Raw genomic sequence first — 22,122 nt, 5'->3', positions numbered from 1 at the left:
CGGGACCGCGTACGACCGCGCGGGACCGCGGCCGGGGCTCAGACGCAGCCGTCCTCGGCGGCCGTGTTCCCGCGGAAGACGGGCGGGGACGGGCTCGGGCTCGGCGAACGGGACGCGCCGTCGCCGGGCGGCTCCGCGGAGCCGGGCGCCGAGGAGCCGCCCCGCGAGACCCGCACCGGCGCGTCCGCCCGCAGCAGGCCGAAGAGCCGCTCCGCCTCGGGCTCCACCAGCTGGTCACGGTTGGCGTTGTAGACGTACGACTCCCGGGGAACGGTGAGGAACCGCACCCGGTCCGTGGGAACGTCGCGCAGGCCGCGCACGAGCCGGTACAGGCCGCGCAGACTCGCCAGCTCCGGGTCGGTGGTGAGGGCGGACGTCGCGGCGTCCAGCACGGGGTACAGCTTCGCCGGGTTCAGCAGGACGTCGTCGCTGCGCACCTTGTTGACGAGCGCTCCGAGGAACCGCTGCTGCCGGTCCATGCGGTCGGTGTCGCTGCCGTTGCCGAGCGACTTGCGGGCGCGCACGTACCCGAGGGCCTGCTCGCCGTCCAGGGTCACCCGCCCCGCGGGCAGCCGCAGCTTGGCGGCCTTGTCGCGGACGGGTTCCTTCAGGCACACCTCGACCCCGTCCACGGCGTCGACCATCTCCTTGAAGCCGCTGAAGTCGACGACCATGTGATGGTCGATCCGGATGCCGGTCAGCTTCTCCACCGTGCGGACCGTGCACGCCGAGCCGCCCGTCTGGAAGGCGTAGTTGAACATCGCGAACATCGGCTCGGTCCGGCTCCCGTCCGCGCGCCGGCAGGCCGGCACGTCCACCATCAGGTCGCGGGGCAGGGAGACGGCGGTGGCGCTGCGCCGCCCGGCGGCCAGATGCAGCAGGATCGTCGTGTCCGACCGCTCGGTGCCCGAGTCCCGCCCGTACGCGCGGTTGCCCGAACCCGAACGTGTGTCCGACCCGATCAGCAGGATGTTCCGGGCGTCCTTCACCAGCGCCGTCGGCCGCTCCTCCGCGTACCGCGCCAGCTCCGCCGCGGCGGCCTCGTCGGGCGTGATGTTCCCCTCGAGCTTGGCGTACACCGCCCACCCCGCCACCCCGGCCCCCACCACGAGCACGGCGGCCGCCCCCGCCCCGTACCGCACCCACCGCCGCCGGCGCCGCCGCACGGACCCCGCCCCCCGAGCGGAGGCCCCCGCCCCCGGCCCGAGGGGCCCGGAGGCGCCTGCGTCCCTGCTCACGCCGCCATCCACCCCTCCTGCCCGCGGTACGGACGCGCCGCCCGTCCTGCCAACGTCTCGTGGTGCTCCGACGCGCCGCCCGTCCTGCCAACGTCTCGTGGTGCTCCTACGACGATGGCGCGGGCGGGGTGGGGGCGCGGGCGGGGGTGGGCCGAACGGGTGCCCCGCGGTAGGGGCGACCGCGGCGACGGCCGGCCCCTGGGGCGCCCCCCGGGCCGACGCCTTTCCGGGGCGGCCTTCCTCGGGCCGACGCCTTTGCGGGGCGGCCTTCCTCGGGCCGACGCCTTTGCGGGGCGGCCTTCCTCGGGCCGACGCCTTTGCGGGGCGGCCTTCCTCGGGCCGACGCCCTTCCGGGGCGGCATGCCGGGGGACGACCGCCCCGGGGTGGCCGTCCACGGACCGGTCCCCGGACTCCGGGGAGCCCGGGGGGCGACGCCGTCACCCCCCGGCCCGCCGCCCCCCAGGGCGTCCGCCGACGCCCTACCGTGCCGTGGCCGACACCCGTTCGCTCTCGATCCGCCGGGCCACCGTCTCCTCGGTCGCCTGGTCCAGGTGACGGCAGAGGACGACGGAGCCGCCGCTGGCCAGGGGGGCGTACAGGCCGGCGCTGAGGCCCTCCCAGGTGTCGTAGGGAAGGGCGGACAGAAGGCGGGAGCCGGGGCCCGTCAGGCCGAGGCCCGCCGCGTCCGCGCGGGCGCGCTCCACGATCTCCGCGCCCGTGTACTCCGCGCCCGCCACGATCAGCGCGGGCTCCTCCGGGTCGACCGGCGCGTACGGGACGAAGCGGTCGCCGTGGCTCGGGACGTCCACCGCGTAGTCGGCGTACCCCTCCGGCGGCGACGGCACGAAGCGCCGGCCGAGGGGCGCGAGGGAGAGCGCGTACCGCTCACCCCGGCAGGCCAGCCCCGCCTCGAACAGGCCGGGCCCGGCCACGACATGGTCCGCGCGCGCGGGATCCCCGGCCACGTCCGCCACGGCCCCCACGGACGAACACGCCAGCAGCCACACCGCCGTCTGCCAGTGCGCGGGCAGCAACAGCGCGACGCGGTCACCCGGTTCGGCGGACAGGCCGTCCTGGAGGAGGTTCGCGGTCTTGGCCACCCAATTGGCGAAGGTGGCCACGGACAATTCGACCCGCTCGCCGGTGGCGTCGTCGTAGAAGGTCACCAGCGGGCGCGCGGGATCCGCGGCGAGCGCGGAACGCAGCAGGTCGGCAGGGGTGCGATCGGTGGCGTTCACCCGCGCAAGCGTACGCGCCGCCCGCGCCGGACACCCGCCGCCGGGCCACCGGTTCGGCGCAACGAAGGCGACGGACCGTCAGGTTCTCGATGTGCGGACGCGCTGGGGCGGTGCCCAGGATCAGTGCCATGCGTGGATTGCTTGCTTCCTCGATCGGCGTCACCTGCGCGGCGGCTCTCGCCCTCCCGCTGACGCCGCCCGCCCTCGCGGCGACGGTGCCAACCGCGCCGGCCGCGGAGTCGGCGACCGCCGCGGCCCGGGTCATGAGCCCCGCCGCCCCGCTCCCGGGCAGCACCCACTCGCTGCCCCTGACCCCCCTCGCCCGTGACCGGGCCCCCGGCGCGGAGCAGGGCCTGCCCCGCCGGGACGTGGCTCCCTTCTCCCTCCTGGGCGTCGTCTGGGACGACCCGGACGCGGAACTGCACGGCCGGGTCCAGGCCCGTACCCGCGCCACCGGCACCGGCACCTGGTCCCGCTGGCAGGACCTGGAGACCCACAACGCCGACCACAGCGCCGACCCGGAGACGGCCGAGCGCGCCTCCGGCCGCGTCCGCGGCGCCACCGCACCCCTGTGGGTCGGCGCCTCCGACGGCGTGGAGGTCCGCGTCACCCCCACGGCCGAGGTCCGTGACGAGGACACCGCCCGAGGCCCGCGTACGGCGAGCTCGGCCGCCCCGCTCCCCTCGGGCCTGCGCCTGGAACTGGTCGACCCCGGCCGGCCCGACCCCGCGACGGCCGCTCCCGGCCACGCGCCCGTCGGCCCGCCCCGCAGCCACCCCCTGACCGCCCCCGTCCCCGTCGGCGCGCCGGACTCGGCGGCCGCGACGACCACCGCGACGACCGCCGCCTCCGCGGCCAATCTGGACCTGGCCCCCCTCGGCGCCACCGTGATCCCCGCTCGCGACCGCGCCGGCACCGAACGCGAGCTCCTCACCCTGCGCGGCCCGGACCTGACGGGCAGCCAGCGGGCCAAGCCGTACATCGGCCCCCGTCCGGGCATCGTCACGCGCCGCGGCTGGGGCGCCGACGAGAACCTGCGGGAGAGCGGCTTCCGCTACACGACGAAGGTCAAGGCGGCCTTCGTGCACCACACCGCGTCGGGCAACAACTACACCTGCTCCCAGGCACCCTCCGTCATCCGTGGTATCTACCGCTACCACGTCAAGAGCATGGGCTGGCGGGACATCGGCTACAACTTCCTCGTCGACAAGTGCGGAAACATCTACGAGGGCCGCGCCGGGGGAGTGACCAAGGCCGTCCTGGGTGCCCACACCCTCGGTTTCAACAGCAACAGCATGGGCATCGCGGTGATCGGTACGTTCACCTCCACCAAGCCGGCCGCCTCCGCGGTGACGTCCGTCGCACGTCTGACGGCGTGGAAGTTGGGTCTGTTCGGGGCCAATCCGGTCGGAAAGACATATCTGAAGTCCGGCGGTGGCAATCTCTACGCAAAAGGTAAGAACGTACGACTGAACGTGATCTCCGGCCACCGGGACGGCTTCGCCACGGAATGCCCAGGAAAGCAGCTCTACGGCAAGCTCGGCTCGGCCCGCTCGACAGCCGCCCGCTACCAGGGCCGTTGACGCGGGCCCGGGCGCCCGGGGCCCGGGGAGGCCCCGGCGACCCCGGAGGACGCGGAGTCACGTCCAGCGGGGGGCACATTCCACGAGCCGTCGGGGGGACAGCGCATGGGATACCGCATGGGACACCGCATGCCACACCGCACGGCCATCGAAGTTGCCACGCAACGGTCTGCATACACTGGCCGGCCGAAAGACAGTTCGGCCGGTCCCGGCAGGAAGCAGAGACGAAGGTGACAGAAGCGATCCTCCTGGTCGGCGGCAAGGGCACCCGGCTGCGCCCGCTCACGGTGCACACGCCCAAGCCCATGGTCCGGGCGGCCGGCGTGCCGTTCCTGACGCACCAGCTGGCACGGGCCAGAGCGGCGGGCGTGGACCACATCGTCCTCGCCACCAGCTATCTGGCGGAGGTCTTCGAACCGCACTTCGGCGACGGTTCGGCGCTCGGCCTCCACATCGAGTACGTCACGGAGGACGAGCCCCTCGGCACCGGCGGCGCGATCCGCAACGTCGCCTCCCGCCTGCACTCGGGCCCCGACGACCCCGTCCTCGTCTTCAACGGCGACATCCTCACCGGCCTCGACATCCGCCGGCTGGTCGCCACCCACGAATCCACGTCCGCGGACGTCTCCCTCCACCTCACCAAGGTGACGGACCCCCGCGCCTACGGCCTGGTCCCCACCGACGGGACGGGCAGGGTGCTGGCCTTCCTGGAGAAGCCCCAGACCCCCGAGGAGATCGTCACCGACCAGATCAACGCGGGCGCGTACGTCTTCCGCCGCTCGGTCATCGACACGATCCCGCAGGGCCGCCCGGTCTCCGTCGAGCGGGAGACCTTCCCCGACCTCCTGTCGGCGGGAGCGCACCTCCAGGGCATGGTCGACTCCACGTACTGGCTGGACCTCGGTACGCCGGCCGCCTTCGTGCGGGGCTCCGCAGACCTCGTCCTCGGCCGGGCCCCCTCCCCGGCGGTCCCCGGCCGCTGCGGTGACCGCCTGATCCTGCCGACGGCCACGGTCGCCCCCGACGCGAAGCTGACGGGCGGCACGGTGGTCGGCGAGGGCGCGTTCGTCGCCGAGGGCGCGCGCGTCTTCGGCTCCACGATCCTGCCCGGCGCGGTGATCGAACCGGGCGCGGTCATCACCGACTCCCTCATCGGCACCCGCGCCCGCGTCGGCGAACGCTCCGTCCTCACCGGCACGGTCATCGGCGACGGCGCGGTCGTCGGCCCCGACAACGAACTCCGCGAGGGCGCCCGCATCTGGTGCGACGCCCGCATCCCGGCGGGCGCGGTGCGCTTCTCGTCGGACCAGTAGGCGGATCGTTCATCCGGGGCGGTTCTCCCAGCCGGCCGTGCTGCCCCAGCCCGTCCGGCGCTTGAGGACGAGGCCCGTCCAGGGCCGAACGGGGGTCCGGGGGCGGAGCCCCCGGGGACGATGGGGGTCCCCCCGCTCGAGCGAAGCCGAGAGTGGGGGAGGGAAGGGGCGGCGGGGGCGAAAACCCTCGACGCCCACCCCGTACGGCAGCCACCGCCCCCCCGTGCCGCAGCCACCGCCCTCCGGCACCTCACGCCCGCTCCCCACCCCGTACCGCAACCACCCCACCCCGTGCCGCAGCCACCGCCCCCCGGCACCTCACACCCGCCCCCCACCCCTCACCACCGCCCGATGTCCCCCACCGGCATCCGCGGCGCCCGCCGGGGCGGCACCCGCCCGCTCAGCAGGATCAGCCGAGCCGCCCGGTGCCGCTGCCCCGCGTACGGCTCCAGCAGCTCCAGCATCACCGAGTCGTCCGCCGACCGGTCCCCGGCCAGCGCCCACCCCACGATCCCCGGCAGATGCAGGTCCCCCACGGTCACCTCGTCCGGCGCGCCGTGACTGCGCTGCACCGTCTCCGCCGACGTCCACGGCCCGATCCCCGGTACGACCTCCAGCCGTGCCCGCGCGGCCGCCGGCTCCATGCCGACGGTCTCCTCCAGCCGCCCGGCGACCCGCACCGCCCGCAGGATCGTCGACGCCCTCTTGTCGTCGACCCCGGCGCGATGCCACTCCCACGACGGGATCAGCGCCCAGGCGCGGGGCGCCGGCATCACCCACAGCCGCCCGCCCGCCGGCCCCGGCGCCGGTTCCCCGAACGCGCGCACCAGCAGCCGCCACGCCCGGTACGCCTCGACGGCCGTGACCTTCTGCTCCAGGACCGACGGGATCAACGACTCCAGCACCAGCCCGGTCCGCGTCAGCCGCAGCCCCGGCCGCCGGTGCCGCGCCGTCGCCACCACCCGGTGCCGGGGCACGAAGGCGGCGGGATCGTCCGAGGCCCCGAGCAGCTCGGGAAGCTGCTCCAGCAGCCACTCCGCGCCGGGCCCCCAGGCCTCCCCGCGTACCGCGCCGTCCCCGGACGCCGTGACGACGCGCAGGGTTCCCGGCCCGGCGGGCGTCAGGCTGGCCCGCCACACCGACCCGTCGGGCAACGCCCGGAACGTCGGATCGCCGGGCCCGCGCCGGAGCGGCCCCAGCACCAGACCGAGGTCGAGCGGCCCCTCGGGCACCCAGGTCCGCACCCGCCCCGCCCCGGAACCCGCCTGCCGCGGCACCCCCGCGGGCACGACGACATGCCCACCGCGCACGGTCGTACGGGTGGGCCGGGGAGCGAATCGTCCTGACACGGGTGACGTCCTGGGGCAGCGGCGAAGGAGCGGAAGCGACCCTACGAGGGTAGGCGCACACGGCGGCGAGCACGCGCCTCAGAACAACGACACAACCCCCACCGAGTGCTTCACCGCACCTCGATGAACGCCCCCGCGTCCCGTTCCTCCCGGGCCTTCGGCTCCTCCGCCGGATGGCCGACCGCGACCGCGCCCATCGGATCCCACTCCCGCGGCAGCTCCAGCACCTCCCGCACCACGTCCCGGCAGAACATGGTCGACGACACCCACGCCGAGCCCAGCCGCTCCCCGGCCAGCGCGACCAGGAAATTCTGCACACCGGCCCCGGCGGCGACCACGAACATCTCCCGCTCGGCCGCGTCCCGCCGGGTGTCCCCGTACGTGTGCGACCCGTCCGTCACCAGGCAGGGGACCACCAGGTACGGCGCGTTCCGCAGGACGTCCCCGCGGCGCACCCGCCGGGCGACGGACTCCTCGCTCCTGCCGTCCCGCCGCAGATCCGCGATCCAGGCGTCCCGCATCGCGTCCAGCAGCCGGACCCGCGCCCCCTCCGACTCCAGCAGCACGAACCGCCACGGTGTGGTGTGGTGCGGCGCCGGCGCGGTGACCGCCGCGGCGACGGCCCGCCGTACCGCACCGGGGTCCACGGGCTCGTCCGTGAAGGAGCGCACCGTCCGCCGCCGGGTGACGGCCAGCCGGACCGCCTCGGACGTACCGAGCCGGAACATGTCGTCGCGCGCGCCGCGCACCATGGCCCGCGCGCCGTCCCCGTCGCCGTCGGCCACCACGTGCGGCAGCCCGCGCACGACGGCGACCGGCAGCCCGGCCGCCTTGCCCTTGACCAGGTCGCCCGCGGCGGCCAGCTCGTCGGCGGTCGCCACGACGGTGGCGCCGAGCGGATTGCCGTACGCGTCCGTGCCGCCGCGCAGGTCGTCCAGGACGCGGACGCCGGCGGCGCCGATCGCCACGTCCGTGAGCCCCGCGCGCCAGGGGCGTCCGAAGGTGTCGGTGACGACGACCCCCACGTCGACGCCGAGGGCGGCGCGCAGCCCGTCGCGGATCGCCCGCGCGGAGCCGTCCGGGTCCTCCGGCAGCAGCAGCACCGTCCCGGCGGGCGTGTTGGAGGCGTCCACGCCGGCGGCCGCCATCACCAGGCCCAGCCGGTTCTCGACGATCCGCAGGGTTCCGCGCCGGGCGACGACCCGGACGGTCTCGGCGTCGATGGCGGCCTCCCGGTCGTCCGCCCGGACGACGCGGCCCTCCGCCTTGGACACGATCTTCGAGGTGACCAGCAGCACGTCCCCGTCGGCGAGCCCCGGCTCGGCGGCGGCGATCAGCTTGGCGAGGTCGTCGCCGGCCCGCACCTCGGGCAGACCCGGCACGGCCCAGACCCGGTAGCCGTTCCCCTCCGCGCCGCTCACGCCCCCCGCACCTCCTCCGCCAGCGCCAGCGCCTCCCGGGCCATCTGCGCGGCGGCGTCCACGTCGGTCATCATCAGCGGTACGGCCCGGCAGCGGATACCGGCGGCCGCGACCCGCTCCACCGTGCCCGCGTCGACGGTGTCCACGAGCCAGCCGTCCAGGAGCCCCGAGCCGTAGTGCTCGGCGACCGCCGCGGCCGTGGACTCCACGCCGACCGCCGCGAGCACCTTGTCGGCCATGCCGCGCACGGGCGCGTCCCCGACGATGGGGGACAGGCCGACCACCGGCACCCCGGCGTCGGCGATCGCCTCCCGGATGCCGGGCACGGCGAGGATGGTGCCGACGGAGACGACCGGGTTCGACGGCGGGAACAGGACGACGTCCGCCTGCGCGATCGCCTCCAGGACGCCCGGCGCCGGCTTCGACTGCTCGGCGCCGACCGGCACGATCGCCTCGGCCGGCACCGACGCCCGCATCCGGACCCAGTACTCCTGGAAGTGGACCGCCTTGCGCTCGCCGTCGACCCGGACCGCGACGTGCGTCTCGACCCGGTCGTCCGTCATGGGGATCAGCCGCACCCCCGGCTTCCACCGGTCGCACAGCGCCTCGGTGACCGCGCTCAGCGGGTATCCGGCGCCGATCATCTGCGTCCGCACGATGTGGGTGGCGAAGTCCCGGTCGCCCAGCCCGAACCACTCGGGCCCGACGCCGTACGCCGCGAGCTCCTCCTTCAGGTGGAAGGTCTCCTCGGCCCGCCCCCAGCCCTGCTCCTCGTTGATGCCGCCGCCCAGCGTGTACATCACCGTGTCGAGGTCGGGGCAGACCTTCAGCCCGAAGAGGTGGATGTCGTCCCCGGTGTTGCCGATGACCGTGACGTCGGCGTCCGGCACGGCCCGCTTCAGACCACGCAGGAACCGGGCACCGCCGATGCCGCCTGCCAGAACCACAATGCGCATGGAAACAGTGTGTCAGCCGGCCCGCCGGCCCGTTGAGGGGCGGGGCGGGTGACGGGCGGCACGGCGTACGGGCGGGTGCGTGCCCGCGCGGGTGCGCCGGTACGCCCGCGTAGCGACGCACCCGCGTGCCGGACGCTGGTCCGCGCCGGACGGGTCCGTGCCAGGACGGTCCGGACGGGTCCGTGCCAGGACGGTCCGTGTCGGACGGGTCTGCGCCAGGACGGTCCATGCCGGATGGGTAGGACGGTCCGTGCCGGGAGGGCTCGCCTGGGGAGGGCCCGCCTCGGCAGGACCCGCGTCAGGCGGTCACGGCACGCGCCCCGGCGCGCCCCCCGGCGCGTCCGTCGCAGTGCGGGGCGGTGTGCATGGGCATCTCGGTCAGGCCCGGGAAGTAGACGTGCAGGCTGACCGCGGGCTCCAGCGCGTCGTTGACGACCTCGTGCACGTAGCCCGGCGCGAACACCCGCTGCGCCCCCGTCGCCAGCACCCGCTCGCCGCTGTCGGTGCGCTCGGTCAGCGTGCCGCCCAGGACGGTGAGCACCCCGGAGGAGCGGCCGTGGTCGTGCCGCCCGCTGCCCTGGCCGGGCACCCAGGACAGCAGCCACACCTCGTAGCCGGGGCCGGTGCTCAGCCGGTGGTACCAGCGGGCGGTCGCGTCGTAGCGGACGAGGTGCTCCCACCGGGAGCGGTCGGCGGCGAGGGAGCGGGCCAGGCCGACGAACTCGGCGACGGTGGACGGGTGCTCGCGCGGAGCCTGGAGGAGGTGCGGGACCTCGAGGATGTCGCCGGCGATCTGGAGGTCGCTGTCGCTGTTCATGGGTGCGGTGGTTCCTCGGCGGGAGACGAGACGAGCGGGGGTGTCGCGTACCGTCCGCCCGGGTCACGGGCGGGAGGGATGCCCGGGTCCGGGCGCGGGAACGGGCGGCCGGGCCTCGGTGGGCCCGGTGTCAGCCGGAGCGCGTGGGGCTCAACAGCTGGAACAGCAACAGCTACAGCGAGCGCGGGCAGCACCGTGGGACCCGGCGGTGCGGGTCGAGGTGAGTGCCAAGTTCGCGAGCATGCCCACAAGCACACCGGTTTACACCTGCGGTGTCAACTCGAGGATCGGCATGTGGGACCGGTTCATCTCTTCCGGTCCATCTGTGAGGCGAAAGGTTTGTGCATGCCCTCACCGGGACACATGGCGTCCAAGCCGGGCGCGTGGGCCTCGCCGGAATCCCGGGACCGACTGTGATCCGGTTCGCTTCCGCTCGCGCGTCGGAACGGGATCGAACCTGTGAGCGTCCTTTCTCGTACGGGTGTGTGCGAGACCGCGGGCCCTCACGGGGGCCTCTCCGCGCGTCGAGGTTTATGCCGATTTGAACACTTACCGCACGGCCTTGGTTCCGCAGAGTGAATAAGGGGCCCAATAGCAGATCCCGGCTTGACTCGCCCGGAGCAGCACACTTGTAATTTCACTCGTGTCGTTCAGCCGTGATGGGTAAACGGCCACGTCACGGGGACGCGAAAGACAGAGCGAGGGGCGCACATGACCGAGCTGGTGCAGCAACTGCTGGTCGACGACGCGGGCGAGGAACTCGGCTGGCAGGAGCGCGCACTGTGCGCCCAGACCGACCCCGAGTCCTTCTTCCCCGAGAAGGGCGGCTCCACCCGGGAGGCCAAGAAGGTCTGTCTCGCCTGCGAGGTCCGCTCCGAGTGCCTGGAATACGCCCTCGCCAACGACGAACGCTTCGGCATCTGGGGCGGCCTCTCCGAACGGGAACGGCGCCGGCTGAAGAAGGCGGCTGTCTGAAAACCGCCCTTCGACAACAGCGCACGGCAGCACGACGTCACGACGTCACGAACGGCCCGTCGCAGGTGGGTTATCCACAGGCGGCGGGCCGTGGTCATGCCCAGCCGATAGTGTGGTCGCTCGTCCGAGACGCCCCGCCGCCCCCACACGGCGCAGGTGTCCACCACAGTCCACCGAACCGGGGCCCGTACCTCGATGTCCGTGCACAGCCATACGGCAGCCCAAGAGGCCGCTGCCACACCTGAGTTCCCGCGTCATGTCGTGACCGCGGTGCTCGTCTCCCACGACGGCGCCCGCTGGCTGCCCGACGCGCTCGCCGGCCTGCTCGGCCAGGAACGCCCCGTCCAGTCCGTCATGGCGGCCGACACCGGCAGCGCGGACGACTCCGCCCAGCTCGTCACCGACGCCCTCGGCGCCGACCGCGTCCTGCACCTCGCCCGGCGCACCGGATTCGGCCAGGCCGTCGAGGAAGCCCACCGCACGGCCCCGCACCTCACCCCCGAGGAACTGCCGTACCTCAAGCGCCCCAGCGGCTGGGACCCCGTCACGCGCACCTGGCGCGACGACGCCTACGACCTGCCCGAGCTCCCGCACGGCGAACCCGTCCAGTGGCTGTGGCTGCTGCACGACGACTGCGCCCCCGAACCCGACGCCCTGGCCGAACTGCTGCGCGTCGTGGACAACGAACTCGAGCTCGGCCGCGACGACGTGGCCGTGGTCGGCCCCAAGCTCCGCGGCTGGTACGACCGTCGCCAGCTCCTCGAGGTCGGCGTCACCATCGCCCACTCCGGCCGCCGCTGGACCGGCCTGGACCGCCGGGAACAGGACCAGGGCCAGCACGACCACGTCCGCCCCGTGCTGTCCGTCTCCACCGCGGGCATGCTGATCCGCCGCGACGTCTTCGAGGAACTCGGCGGCTTCGACCGGCGCCTGCCCCTCATGCGCGACGACGTCGACCTGTGCTGGCGCGCCCACACCGCCGGCCACCGCGTCCTCGTCGCCCCCGAAGCCGTCGTACGACACGCCGAGGCCGCCTCCCGGGAACGGCGCGCCGTCGACTGCGCGGGCCGCACCACGGCCTCCCCCCACAAGGTCGACAAGGCCGGAGCCGTCTACACCCTCCTCGTCAACAGCCGTACGGCACTGCTGCCCTGGATCCTGGTCCGCCTGGTCATCGGCACGCTCCTGCGCACCGTCGCCTACCTCGTCGGGAAGGTCCCCGGACAGGCCGTCGACGAGATCCGCGGCCTGCTGGGCACCCTGCTGCGGCCCGAGCGGATCGTCGCCGGCCGGCGCCGGCGCGGCCGCCCGCAGGTCGACAAGGACGAGCTGCGCCCCCTGTTCCCGCCGCCCGGCGCGACCGTGCGGGCCACCGTCGAGCAGGCCGCCGGCAGCCTCCTCGGCGCCTCCGACGCCGAGACCACCACCGGCGCCGGCCGGCACGGCGGCGCCATCGAGTCCGGACCCGGCGGCGACGACGCCGACTTCCTGGAGATCGAGCAGTTCGCCCGCCTCAAGCGCATCGCCCGCAAGCCCGGCCCGGTGCTCTTCCTGGTGCTGCTGCTCGTCTCCCTGGCCGCCTGCCGCAACCTCCTGGGCAGCGGCGCACTCGCGGGCGGCGCCCTGCTGCCCGCGCCCGCCGATGCCTCCGAGCTCTGGTCGCGCTATCTGGACGCCTGGCACCCGGTCGGTGCCGGCGGCACCCCGTCCGCCCCGCCCTACCTCGCCGTCGTGGCCCTGCTGGCCTCCCTGCTGTTCGGCTCCACCGGACTCGCCGTCACCGTCCTGCTCGTCTGCTCGGTGCCACTGGCCGGCCTCAGCGCCTACTTCGCCTCCCGGCCCCTCGTGGAGTCCCGCCTCCTGCGCGCCTGGGCCGCCGTCGGCTACGCCTTCCTGCCCGCCGCCACCGGCACCCTCGCCGGCGGCCGCCTCGGCACCGCCGTCCTGGCCGTCCTGCTGCCGCTCATCGCGCGCGCGGGCGTTGCCGCGAGCGGACTGGCCCACTCCTCCGGGGCGCGCGGCAGCTGGCGCGCCACCTGGGCGTACGCGCTGCTGCTGACGGTCACCACCGCCTTCACGCCGATCGTGTGGCCCATCGCCCTGGTCCTCGGCCTCGCCGTCCTGGCCGTGCGCCGCACCGACATCACCGCCTACGGACTGCGCTTCCTCGGCCAGCTCGGCACCCCCCTGCTGATCCTCGCCCCCTGGTCCCTGACGCTGCTGCCGTTCGGCTTCTTCACCGAAGCCGGCCTGGAGTACGGCCCCTCGGCGGCCACCGCGACCGATCTGCTCGGCGCCAGCCCCGGCGGGCCCGGCACGGTCGACGGGCTGATGCTCATCGGCGTCGTCCTCGCCGCACTGGCCGCCCTGCTGCGCACCGAGCGCCAGTCCGGCGTCCGGGCGGCCTGGGCCGCCGCCCTGGTGGGCCTCGTCTTCGCGGTCCTGTCCAACAGCTCCGCCTGGGCCGGCCCGGCCACCCTCGTCTACGGCATCGCGCTGCTGGCCGCCGCCGTCATCGGCGCCGACGGCGCACGCGCGCGGGTCGCCGAGCAGAGCTTCGGCTGGCGCCAGCCGGTCGCCGCCCTCATCGCCTTCGCCGCCGCCGCGGGCCCGCTGCTCGTCGCCGCCGGCTGGGTGATCGGCGGCGCCGACGGGCCGCTGGAGCGCCGCGACCCGGTCCAGGTACCCGCGTTCGTGGCCGAGGAGAGCGGCACCCGCGACCAGGCGCGCACCCTCGTCCTCGACAGCGACTCCACCGCCCACGTCGGCTACATGCTGGTCCGCGGCTCCGGCGCCCGCCTCGGCGACGCCGAACTCGCCTCGGCCGACGGGGAGAACGCCACCCTCGACAAGGTCGTCGCCAACCTCGTCGCCGGCTCCGGCGCCGACCAGTCCGACCAGCTCGGCAAGTTCGCCGTGCGCTACGTCCTCGTCCACAAGGGCGCGCCCCGCGAGGTCACCCGCGTCCTCGACGCCACGCCCGGCCTGTCCCGGCTCAGCCAGCAGGACGGCAGCGCCCTGTGGCGGGTGGACCAGGAGGTCTCCCGCGCGGCCATCGTCACGGCCTCCGGCAAGGGCACCCCGACCGCCGTCGCCGCGGGCCCGGTCGAGATCCACACCACGATCCCCGACGGCTCCGACGGACGCGTCCTGCGCCTGGCCGACACCGCCGCCGACGGCTGGACGGCCACCCTCGACGGCGAGCCGCTCACCCGCACCACCGTCGACGGCTGGGCCCAGGGCTTCGAACTGCCCGCCTCCGGCGGCCGGCTCGACGTCACCTACGACGACCCGATGACCCACACCCTCTGGCTGTGGGCGCAGGGCTTCCTCGCCCTGGTCCTCGTCGTCCTCGCCCTGCCCGGCCGCCGCCGCGACGTCGACGACGACCTGCCCGAGGAGCAGCCCGTGCCCGCCCAGGCCACCGGGGAGGGCCGCCGCGCCCGCCGGCTGCGCGCCCAGGCCGAGACCGAGGAACCCGACCAGGACGAGGACACCCCGTCGCCCGCGCCGGAGGAGACCCCGGTCACGGTGCCGCAGCAGCAGACGCCCGCCGACGCCACGTGGGACACCCCGAGCTACGCGACCGCCGAGTACGGCGCCCCGGCCGGCGAGCAGCAGTACCAGGACACCCGGCAGCAGTACCCGCCGGGCGCCTACGACCAGCAGTCCTACGACCCCTACCAGGCGGGCCAGTACGACCCGTACGCCTACGACGGCCAGGCACAGACGGCGTACGACCAGGGCTACCAGCAGGGCTACGACCCGGCGTCGTACGGCCAGGGCGGCTACGACCCCGCCTACGACCCGGCGCAGCACCCCCACGGCACCGGCAGCGAGCGCCCCGACGGGAGCCAGCAGTGAACCGCACCACCCTGTCCCTGATCGCCGGCACGGCCGCGCTCGCCGCCGTCACCGGCCTGGCCACGCTCACCGAGCCGGCCCCCGCCGCGGACACCGCCAAGGCGGCCGCCGTACTGCCCGTGGAGCGCACCAGCCTGCTGTGCCCGCAGCCCAGCAGCTCCGACCTCGCGGAGACGACGTACACGTCCTTCACGCCGGTCACCGAGGGCACGGACAGCGACGGCACGGCCGAACTCCTGTCCGCCACCATGGAATCCTCCGCCGACGACAGCGCGACGGACGACGACAGCGCGACGGACGACAGCGCGTCGGACGACGAGGACAAGGACGACGAGGAGAAGACCGCGGCCAAGCCGGTCCTCACCCCCAAGGCCCCCGGCACGCCGGTCACCGCCGAGGTCTCCGGCGGCGACACGCCCGCGCTCATGGGCACCGCCGAGGGGAAGTACGCACCGGGGTGGACGGTCCAGGAGACCACGCAGGTCTCCGCCGGCACCGGCCGCGGCCTGCTCGGCGTCACCTGCACCGCACCCGACACCGAGTTCTGGTTCCCGGCCGTCAGCACGGCCGCCGACCGCACGGACTACGTGTACCTCACCAACCCGGACGACTCCGCCGCCGTCGCCGACATCGAGCTCTACGGCAAGGACGGCGCCGTGACGACCACGGTGGGGGAGGGGCTGACGATCCCGGCCCGGTCCAGCGAGCCGATCCTGCTGTCCACGCTCACCGACGAGAAGCGGGACGACCTCACCCTCCACGTCAACGTCCGCAGCGGCCGCGTCGGGGCCGCCGTACAGGCCCTGGACGACAAGCTCGGCGGTGACTGGCTGGCCGCGTCCACCGACCCGGCGGGCAGCCTGGTCGTGCCCGGCATCCCCAAGGACGCCTCCGCCGTCCGCCTGGTCGCCTTCGTGCCGGGTGACGCCGACGCCGACCTGAAGGTCCAACTGGCCTCGAGCTCCGGCCTGATCACCCCCGCCGGACACGAGACGCTGCGCATCAAGGGCGGCATGACGACCGCCGTCGACCTCGGCGACATCACGCGCGGCGAGCCCGGCTCGCTGGTCCTGACGCCCACCGGTGGATCGGTGCCGGTCGTCGCGGCCGTCCGGGTCGTCCGCGGCGAGGACGAGAAGCAGGAGTCGGCGTTCATCCCGGCCGCCGCCGCCGTCGGCACGCGCGCGTCCGCCGTCGGCAACACCGCCAAGGGCACCACGCTCTCCCTGACCGCGCCCGAGGGCACCGCCAAGGTGAAGGTCACCGCCTCCGCCGGCACCGGCGGTGGAACGGCGGCCTCCAAGACGTACACGGTCAAGTCCGGCACCACCCAGGACGTCGAGATCCCCGTCCCGGCCGGCCTGAAAGGCACCTTCGCCCTGACCGTGGAACCCCTCACCGACACCCCCGTCCACGCCGCCCGCACCCTGGCCGAGTCGGTGGACGGACTGCCGGGCTTCACGGTCCAGACCCTCCCCGACGACCGGGGGACGGTTGCGGTACCGGAGGCGGACGAGGACCTGACGGTGCTCCAGGAGTGAGCACCCGAGGGGGCGTGGGAGGCGAGGACCTGACGGTGCTCCGGAAGTGAGCACCCGAGGGTGCTCGGGAGGCGAGGACCTGACGTTGCTCCGGAAGCGAGGACCCGGCGGCACGCCCGGAAATGACGGCGACTCAGGCGCGGACCGCGCTGCGGCGGCGGCCGGGCGCACACCGTCCGGCCGACGCCGGGCGGCCGGGCCGGCGCACGCTCAGTCCTCCCCGTACCGGGGATCCACCGTCTCCGGGGTCAGCCCCAGCAGCTCCGCCACCTGCTCCACGACGATCTCGTGGACCAGCGCGGCCCGCTCGTCGCGCCCCTTGGTGCGGATCTCGACGGGCCGCCGGTAGACGACCACCCGCGCCCGGCGCCCCTCGCGCGCCGGGACCGTCCCGCCCAGCGGCACCGCCTCGTCGTTCCACGGGACCTCGGCCCCGTCCAGCCGGGGCACCTCCAGCACCAGGAAGTCGATGTCGGCGAGCTGCGGCCACCGCCGCTCCAGCCGCTCCACGGAGTCCTGCACCAGGTCCGCGAACAGGTCAGCACGGCTCGCGGCCAACGGCACCTGAGGAGGCGCGATCGGCCCCCGCATGCCCCGGCCGTGGCGATCACGGCGGCGGGGCCCGGGGCCTGTGGCACGGGGCGGTACGGGGCTGTCCATCACCACCGAAGCGTAGTCCCCGCCGCGCCCGGCCGCCCGGCCCCACGCAGCACCCCGTACGCCGTCCGGCCGCCGCGCACGGCATGTCGCGGGATGACCATTCCAGCCAAGGTTGGGCTCGATTCCGTATCTCTCCGAGACTGGCGAACTCGTGGCAATTGATGGTGTTTGTACCGGGCAGCGACTGAACCGGATGACCTTCCTTGCCGTGAGGACTGGCGTTCGCGCAGGTCAGCGGGGTATGACTGGAGTGGCCTGTGGGGCGTTTCACAACACGACACGGTGGAGTGACCTGGTGGAGAGTCGTCGCGGCCCGCTCAAGAGTGCGGTACCGTCCAACGTCGTGAGCCCTGTACGTCGCTGTTCGCGCACCGCCTGCGGCCGACCCGCCGTCGCGACGCTGACGTACGTCTACGCCGACTCGACCGCGGTCCTCGGCCCGCTCGCGACCTACGCCGAACCGCACTGCTACGACCTGTGCGCCGAGCACTCCGAGCGCCTCACCGCGCCGCGCGGCTGGGAGGTCGTCCGGCTCCTCGACGGTTCGGCTCCCGCGCGCCCCAGCGGCGACGATCTGGAAGCGCTTGCCAACGCCGTCCGTGAGGCGGCCCGCCCGCAGGAGCGCGCCGCCGGGGCCGGCGGCGGGGGACGCGGAGCGGACCCGATGGAGGTCGCCCGCCGCGGCCATCTGCGCGTGCTGCGCTCCCCGGACAACTGACGGCGCGTCTGCGCGTACTGCGCCCCCGGACAACCGACGGCCGGCCGCACGGGCTGACGCACACCCATTGACGCGCCGTCGGCGCGGACGTCACCATTCCGTTCAGTCGCAGAGCGAGAAATCGCTTTCCGCATGACGGAATCGGGGGCTCCCGTGTACGTCCAGGAACTGCAACCCGTCGCCGGCTCGCTCGGCCTGTCCGCCCTCGTGGCGGCCCTGCCCCTCGTCCTCGTCCTGATCCTGCTCGGCGGCGTCCGCATGAAGGCCCATCTGGCCGGTCCTGCGGGCCTTCTGACGGCCGTTCTGGTCGCCTGCCTCGCCTACGGCATGCCGGTCGGCCAGACGCTCTCCAGTGCCGCCCAGGGAGCCGCGTTCGGCCTCTTCCCCATCCTGTGGATCGTCGTCAACGCCCTGTGGGTCTACCGGATGACCGTCCGCACCCGGCACTTCGACGTCCTGCGGCGCTCGTTCGGCAGGCTCTCCGACGACCCGCGCATCCAGGCCCTGGTCGTCGCCTTCTGCTTCGGCGCCCTGCTGGAGGCGCTCGCCGGATTCGGCGCCCCGGTCGCCATCTGCTCGGTCATGCTCGTCGCCCTCGGTTTCGACCCGGTCCGCGCGGCCGTGGTCTCCCTCGTCGCCAACACCGCGCCGGTCGCCTTCGGCGCCATGGGCACCCCGGTGGTCACCCTGGCCCAGGTCACCGGCCTGCCCCTGGACACCGTCGCCTCGGTGGTGGGCCGTCAGACACCACTGCTCGCCCTCGTCGTGCCGCTCCTCCTGGTCGGCCTGGTCGACGGCCGGCGCGGCCTGCGCGAGACCTGGCTGCCCGCCCTCGTGTGCGGCACCGCCTTCGCCGTCGCCCAGTTCGCCGCCTCCAACTACGTCTCCGCCCAGCTCGCCGACATCGGCGCCGCCCTCGCGGGCGCGGGCGCCCTGGTCGCCGTACCGCACGCGCGCGTGCCCGCACCCGAGGCGGTCCGCGCGTCCGTACTGACCGGGACCCGCAGCGAGGAACTGGACGAGCGCGACCCCCGCCGGGAGGTCGTCCGCGCCTACGCCCCCTACGCGCTCATCGTCACGATCTTCTCGGTGGCACAGATCCCGGCCGTCAAGGACCGGCTCGCCCGGGCGACGCAGACGTACGACTGGCCGTTCCTCGACGTCGTGGGCCCCGACGGCCGGCCCGTCGGCGCCAACCTCTTCACCTGGCCGATCGTCTCCACCGGCGGCACGCTCGTACTGCTCGCCGGCATCGGCACGGCGGCCGTTCTCGGCGTCCACGCGCGCGTGGCTGCCAAGGAGTGGGCCGCGACCGTGCACGAACTGCGGTTCGCGATTCTCACCGTGACGTCCGTCCTGGCCCTCGCCTACGTCATGAACCTGTCCGGACAGGCCGCGACGATCGGGCACTTCGTGGCGGCGGCAGGCGCCGGACTCGCCTTCCTGTCACCCGTCCTCGGCTGGTTCGGCGTCGCCGTCTCCGGCTCCGACACCTCCGCCAACGCGCTCTTCGGCGGCCTCCAGGTCACCGCCGCCCGCGAGTCGGGCCTCTCACCCGCACTCCTGGCCGCCGCCAACAGCTCCGGCGGCGTGCTCGGCAAGATGATCTCCCCGCAGAACCTCACCATCGCCTGCGCCGCCGTGGGCCTCGCCGGCCGCGAGGGCGACCTGCTGCGCAAGGTGCTGCCCTGGAGCCTCGGCCTGCTGCTGGTGATGTGCCTCGTCGTCGTCGGCCAGAGCTCACCCGTACTGGACTGGATGCTTCCGTAGGCCCGGCGGGACCGGCGACGGAGGTCCGCTCCGCCGCCAGGGGGCCGTCCTCGTCACGTCCGTGGGTCGGACACGGCCGACCCACAGCGGACTGTCGGTCGCTCCGGGTAGTTTGTGGTGACTCACAGGACTTTCAGGAAGGTTTGGCCGTGGCTGCTGATCTGTCGCAGATCGTGAAGGCGTACGACGTACGCGGGCTGGTCCCGGACCAGTGGGACGAGTCCCTGGCCGAGCTGTTCGGGGCGGCCTTCGCCCGCGTCACCGGCGCCGGGGCCATCGTCGTCGGCCACGACATGCGGCCCTCGTCGCCCGGCCTGACCCGAGCCTTCGCCCGCGGCGCGGCGGCCCGCGGCGTCGACGTCACCGAGATCGGCCTGTGCTCCACGGACCAGCTGTACTACGCCTCCGGCGCGCTGAACCTCCCGGGCGCCATGTTCACCGCCTCCCACAACCCCGCCCAGTACAACGGCATCAAGCTGTGCCGCGCGGGCGCCGCCCCGGTCGGCCAGGACACGGGCCTGGCGGAGATCCGCGACCTGGTCGAGCAGTGGACGCGGTCGGGCGCCCCCGAACCGGCCCCGACCCCGGGAACCGTCACCCGGGCCGAGACGTTGGACGACTACGCGGCGCACCTGCGCTCCCTGGTCGACCTCACCGCCGTCCGCCCCCTGAAGGTCGTCGTCGACGCGGGCAACGGCATGGGCGGCCACACCGTCCCCACCGTCTTCGCCGGCCTGCCCTTGACGCTCGTCCCCCTCTACTTCGAACTCGACGGCACCTTCCCCAACCACGAGGCCAACCCCCTCGACCCGGCCAACCTCGTCGACCTGCAGAAGCGGGTCCGCGAGGAGGGAGCCGACCTCGGCCTCGCCTTCGACGGCGACGCCGACCGCTGCTTCGTCGTCGACGAACAGGGCGAGCCCGTCTCCCCGTCCGCGATCACCGCCCTCGTCGCCGTCCGCGAACTCGCCCGCCACGGCGGCCGGGGCACGGTCATCCACAACCTGATCACCTCCTGGACCGTCCCCGAAGTGGTCGAGGAGAACGGCGGCACCCCCGTCCGCACCCGCGTCGGCCACTCCTTCATCAAGGCCGAGATGGCCCGCACCGGCGCGATCTTCGGCGGCGAACACTCCGCCCACTACTACTTCAAGGACTTCTGGAACGCCGACACCGGCATGCTCGCCGCCCTCCACGTCCTCGCGGCCCTCGGCGGCCAGGACGCCCCCCTGTCCTCCCTGGTCGCCCAGTACGACCGCTACGCGGGCTCCGGCGAGATCAACTCCACCGTCACCGACCAGTCCGCCAGCATCGCCGCGATCAAGGCCGCCTACGGCACCCGCGACGACGTCACCCTCGACGAACTCGACGGCCTCACCGTCTCCTCCGGCCAGTGGTGGTTCAACGTCCGCCCCTCCAACACCGAGCCCCTCCTCCGCCTGAACGCCGAGGCCCGCGACGAGGCGACGATGAGGAAGATCCGGGACGAGGTCCTGGGGATCATCCGGGCCTGAGACGGCCGGAGCACGCGGTCGCCGCGGTCGCGGCCACCGGTTGCCCGTCGCCGGTTGCCCGTCGCGGGTCTGTGGGCGGGGCGACGGACGCCGGGCGTCGAGGCAGCCGGAGCGCGGTCACCGCGATCGTGGCTACCGGCTACCGGCTACCGGCTACCGGCTACCGGCTACGGGCTACGGGCTACCGGCCGCCGGTCACTGGGCGGCGGACGCCGAGCGCCGAGCCGGCCGCAGGCTCACGAGCGCTGAGCCGGCCGCAGGCTCACGAGCGCTGAGGCGGCCGCGGGCTCACGGGCTCACGGGCGCCGAGCCGGCCGACGGCGCCCGGGGATCGGGTCGGCCCAAGGCGCCCGGGGCCGGGCCGGCCCGGAACTCGTGGGCCGAGCCGGCCCGGAACGTGCGTGCTGAGTCGATCCATACGCTGAGCGGCCCGGAACTCCCAGGCCGAAACTCCCGGGCCGAGGCACCCCCGAGCCCGTGCCAGCCGAAACAGTCGGCACCGCGCGCGCCCGCTGAGCCGAAGGCCCCGGGCGCCCGACCGACCGGTACCCACCGGCGCCCGACCGACCGGTACCCACCGGCGCCCGACCGACCGGTACCCACCGGCGCCGGAGCGGCCGGAGCCCCACCGGCGCCGACCGGAGGCCTGCACGCGGCGTGTCACGCGGCATGCCACGGAGCGTGTCGCGCAGCCCGCCACGGAGCCTGTCGCCCAGCCCGCCACGCGGCGTGTCACGCAGCAGAACGGGCAATCGAGCCAGGAGTGAAACCCTCCGCGACCACCCCGACACCCCACCCCCACCAGCGGTACGCTGACCAGGCACATCCGCACCTCTCACACCCGCCACCACGGCACCGACCCACCCGGAAGGACACCCCCATGCCGCTCGAAGCCGGCCTCCTGGAGATCCTCGCCTGCCCGGCCTGCCACGCCCCCCTCGAGGAGCAGGACACCGAGCTGATCTGCACCGGACAGGACTGCGGCCTGGCGTACCCCGTCCGCGACGGCATCCCCGTCCTCCTCGTCGACGAGGCCCGCCGCCCCGCGTAAAGACGGCCATACCCCCCACGCCCCGTTATGTTTTTCGCGGTCCTGCAAGAGGGCCGCTGGCCTCCGGGCCCGGCATGACTGTTGCCCCCTGTCGAAGGCATGACCTGGGGGGT

The 22,122-nt window shown here is 74.4% G+C and carries 16 protein-coding genes; 9 read left to right on the top strand and 7 right to left on the bottom strand.

All coding sequences use genetic code 11. From position 1 onward, the window contains the following. Positions 1-38: 38 nt before the first annotated feature. Together ACIP67_RS25115 and ACIP67_RS25110 are read right to left on the bottom strand one after the other, a co-directional pair. A complete protein-coding gene (locus ACIP67_RS25115; protein WP_401694802.1) occupies positions 39-1,238 on the bottom strand; it encodes an LCP family protein in 1,200 nt (399 codons plus the stop codon). A gap of 480 nt (positions 1,239-1,718) precedes the next feature. Next, complete coding sequence (locus ACIP67_RS25110; RefSeq protein WP_401694800.1) at positions 1,719-2,477, bottom strand: TIGR03089 family protein; 759 nt, start codon at positions 2,475-2,477, stop codon at positions 1,719-1,721. Between the two features lie 128 nt (positions 2,478-2,605). On the opposite strand from ACIP67_RS25110, the gene ACIP67_RS25105 reads away from it, so the two are divergent. Together ACIP67_RS25105 and ACIP67_RS25100 are read left to right on the top strand one after the other, a co-directional pair. Continuing rightward, the gene (locus ACIP67_RS25105) at positions 2,606-4,060 is read left to right on the top strand and encodes a peptidoglycan recognition protein (RefSeq protein WP_401694798.1); all 1,455 of its coding nucleotides are present in this window, start codon (positions 2,606-2,608) and stop codon (positions 4,058-4,060) included. Between the two features lie 230 nt (positions 4,061-4,290). Beyond that, a complete protein-coding gene (locus ACIP67_RS25100; RefSeq protein ID WP_401694796.1) occupies positions 4,291-5,373 on the top strand; it encodes a sugar phosphate nucleotidyltransferase in 1,083 nt (360 codons plus the stop codon). A 338-nt stretch (positions 5,374-5,711) separates the two neighbouring features. Here the strand turns inward: ACIP67_RS25100 and ACIP67_RS25095 are convergent, their stop codons facing one another. The 4 genes from ACIP67_RS25095 to ACIP67_RS25080 form a co-directional block, all read right to left on the bottom strand. After that, on the bottom strand, positions 5,712-6,722 hold the full coding sequence (locus ACIP67_RS25095) for a DNA-3-methyladenine glycosylase family protein (RefSeq protein WP_401694794.1): 1,011 nt from the start codon (positions 6,720-6,722) through the stop codon (positions 5,712-5,714). Between the two features lie 110 nt (positions 6,723-6,832). Beyond that, complete coding sequence (locus tag ACIP67_RS25090) at positions 6,833-8,143, bottom strand: coenzyme F420-0:L-glutamate ligase (RefSeq protein ID WP_401694792.1); 1,311 nt, start codon at positions 8,141-8,143, stop codon at positions 6,833-6,835. Continuing rightward, positions 8,140-9,099, bottom strand: a complete 960-nt coding sequence (gene cofD, locus ACIP67_RS25085; RefSeq protein WP_401694790.1) for a 2-phospho-L-lactate transferase — start codon at positions 9,097-9,099, stop codon at positions 8,140-8,142. Before cofD ends, ACIP67_RS25090 begins: the two co-directional genes overlap by 4 nt. 298 nt (positions 9,100-9,397) lie before the next feature. After that, on the bottom strand, positions 9,398-9,916 hold the full coding sequence (locus ACIP67_RS25080) for a cysteine dioxygenase (RefSeq protein WP_401694788.1): 519 nt from the start codon (positions 9,914-9,916) through the stop codon (positions 9,398-9,400). A 711-nt stretch (positions 9,917-10,627) separates the two neighbouring features. On the opposite strand from ACIP67_RS25080, the gene ACIP67_RS25075 reads away from it, so the two are divergent. From ACIP67_RS25075 to ACIP67_RS25065, 3 genes are all read left to right on the top strand, one after another. Further along, a complete protein-coding gene (locus ACIP67_RS25075; RefSeq protein ID WP_030792866.1) occupies positions 10,628-10,891 on the top strand; it encodes a WhiB family transcriptional regulator in 264 nt (87 codons plus the stop codon). A gap of 195 nt (positions 10,892-11,086) precedes the next feature. Next, on the top strand, positions 11,087-14,755 hold the full coding sequence (locus tag ACIP67_RS25070) for a glycosyltransferase (protein ID WP_401694786.1): 3,669 nt from the start codon (positions 11,087-11,089) through the stop codon (positions 14,753-14,755). Further along, entirely contained in the window at positions 14,752-16,296 is a 1,545-nt protein-coding gene (locus ACIP67_RS25065) for a DUF5719 family protein (protein ID WP_401694784.1), read from the top strand. Before ACIP67_RS25070 ends, ACIP67_RS25065 begins: the two co-directional genes overlap by 4 nt. A gap of 210 nt (positions 16,297-16,506) precedes the next feature. Here the strand turns inward: ACIP67_RS25065 and ACIP67_RS25060 are convergent, their stop codons facing one another. Continuing rightward, entirely contained in the window at positions 16,507-16,956 is a 450-nt protein-coding gene (locus ACIP67_RS25060; RefSeq protein WP_401695142.1) for a metallopeptidase family protein, read from the bottom strand. Between the two features lie 295 nt (positions 16,957-17,251). Here ACIP67_RS25060 and ACIP67_RS25055 point away from each other — a divergent pair, with 295 nt between their 5' ends. The 4 genes from ACIP67_RS25055 to ACIP67_RS25040 all read left to right on the top strand — a co-directional run bounded on the left by ACIP67_RS25055 (position 17,252) and on the right by ACIP67_RS25040 (position 22,009). After that, the gene (locus ACIP67_RS25055; protein ID WP_187826098.1) at positions 17,252-17,674 is read left to right on the top strand and encodes a DUF3499 domain-containing protein; all 423 of its coding nucleotides are present in this window, start codon (positions 17,252-17,254) and stop codon (positions 17,672-17,674) included. Positions 17,675-17,827: 153 nt separating this feature from the next. Next, the gene (locus ACIP67_RS25050) at positions 17,828-19,444 is read left to right on the top strand and encodes an L-lactate permease (protein ID WP_401695141.1); all 1,617 of its coding nucleotides are present in this window, start codon (positions 17,828-17,830) and stop codon (positions 19,442-19,444) included. Between the two features lie 149 nt (positions 19,445-19,593). Beyond that, a complete protein-coding gene (locus ACIP67_RS25045) occupies positions 19,594-20,958 on the top strand; it encodes a phosphomannomutase/phosphoglucomutase (protein WP_401694781.1) in 1,365 nt (454 codons plus the stop codon). Positions 20,959-21,838: 880 nt separating this feature from the next. Then, the gene (locus tag ACIP67_RS25040; RefSeq protein WP_078936097.1) at positions 21,839-22,009 is read left to right on the top strand and encodes a Trm112 family protein; all 171 of its coding nucleotides are present in this window, start codon (positions 21,839-21,841) and stop codon (positions 22,007-22,009) included. Positions 22,010-22,122 lie beyond the last annotated feature (113 nt).

Origin of the sequence: Streptomyces sp. NPDC088812, from assembly GCF_044750285.1 — a bacterium.
In the GTDB taxonomy this organism is placed as follows: Bacteria; Actinomycetota; Actinomycetes; order Streptomycetales; family Streptomycetaceae; genus Streptomyces.
Note: the sequence above shows the minus strand (reverse complement) of the source record. Positions and strands in the feature narration are given on the sequence as shown.

Excerpts from the sequence above, each read along its gene's own strand:
- ACIP67_RS25105 (WP_401694798.1), top strand. The coding sequence starts at position 2,606 with ATGCGTGGATTGCTTGCTTCCTCGATCGGCGTCACCTGCGCGGCGGCT.
- cofD (WP_401694790.1), bottom strand. The coding sequence starts at position 9,099 with ATGCGCATTGTGGTTCTGGCAGGCGGCATCGGCGGTGCCCGGTTCCTG.
- ACIP67_RS25080 (WP_401694788.1), bottom strand. The coding sequence starts at position 9,916 with ATGAACAGCGACAGCGACCTCCAGATCGCCGGCGACATCCTCGAGGTC.
- ACIP67_RS25075 (WP_030792866.1), top strand. The coding sequence starts at position 10,628 with ATGACCGAGCTGGTGCAGCAACTGCTGGTCGACGACGCGGGCGAGGAA.
- ACIP67_RS25070 (WP_401694786.1), top strand. The coding sequence starts at position 11,087 with ATGTCCGTGCACAGCCATACGGCAGCCCAAGAGGCCGCTGCCACACCT.
- ACIP67_RS25060 (WP_401695142.1), bottom strand. The coding sequence starts at position 16,956 with ATGGACAGCCCCGTACCGCCCCGTGCCACAGGCCCCGGGCCCCGCCGC.
- ACIP67_RS25040 (WP_078936097.1), top strand. The coding sequence starts at position 21,839 with ATGCCGCTCGAAGCCGGCCTCCTGGAGATCCTCGCCTGCCCGGCCTGC.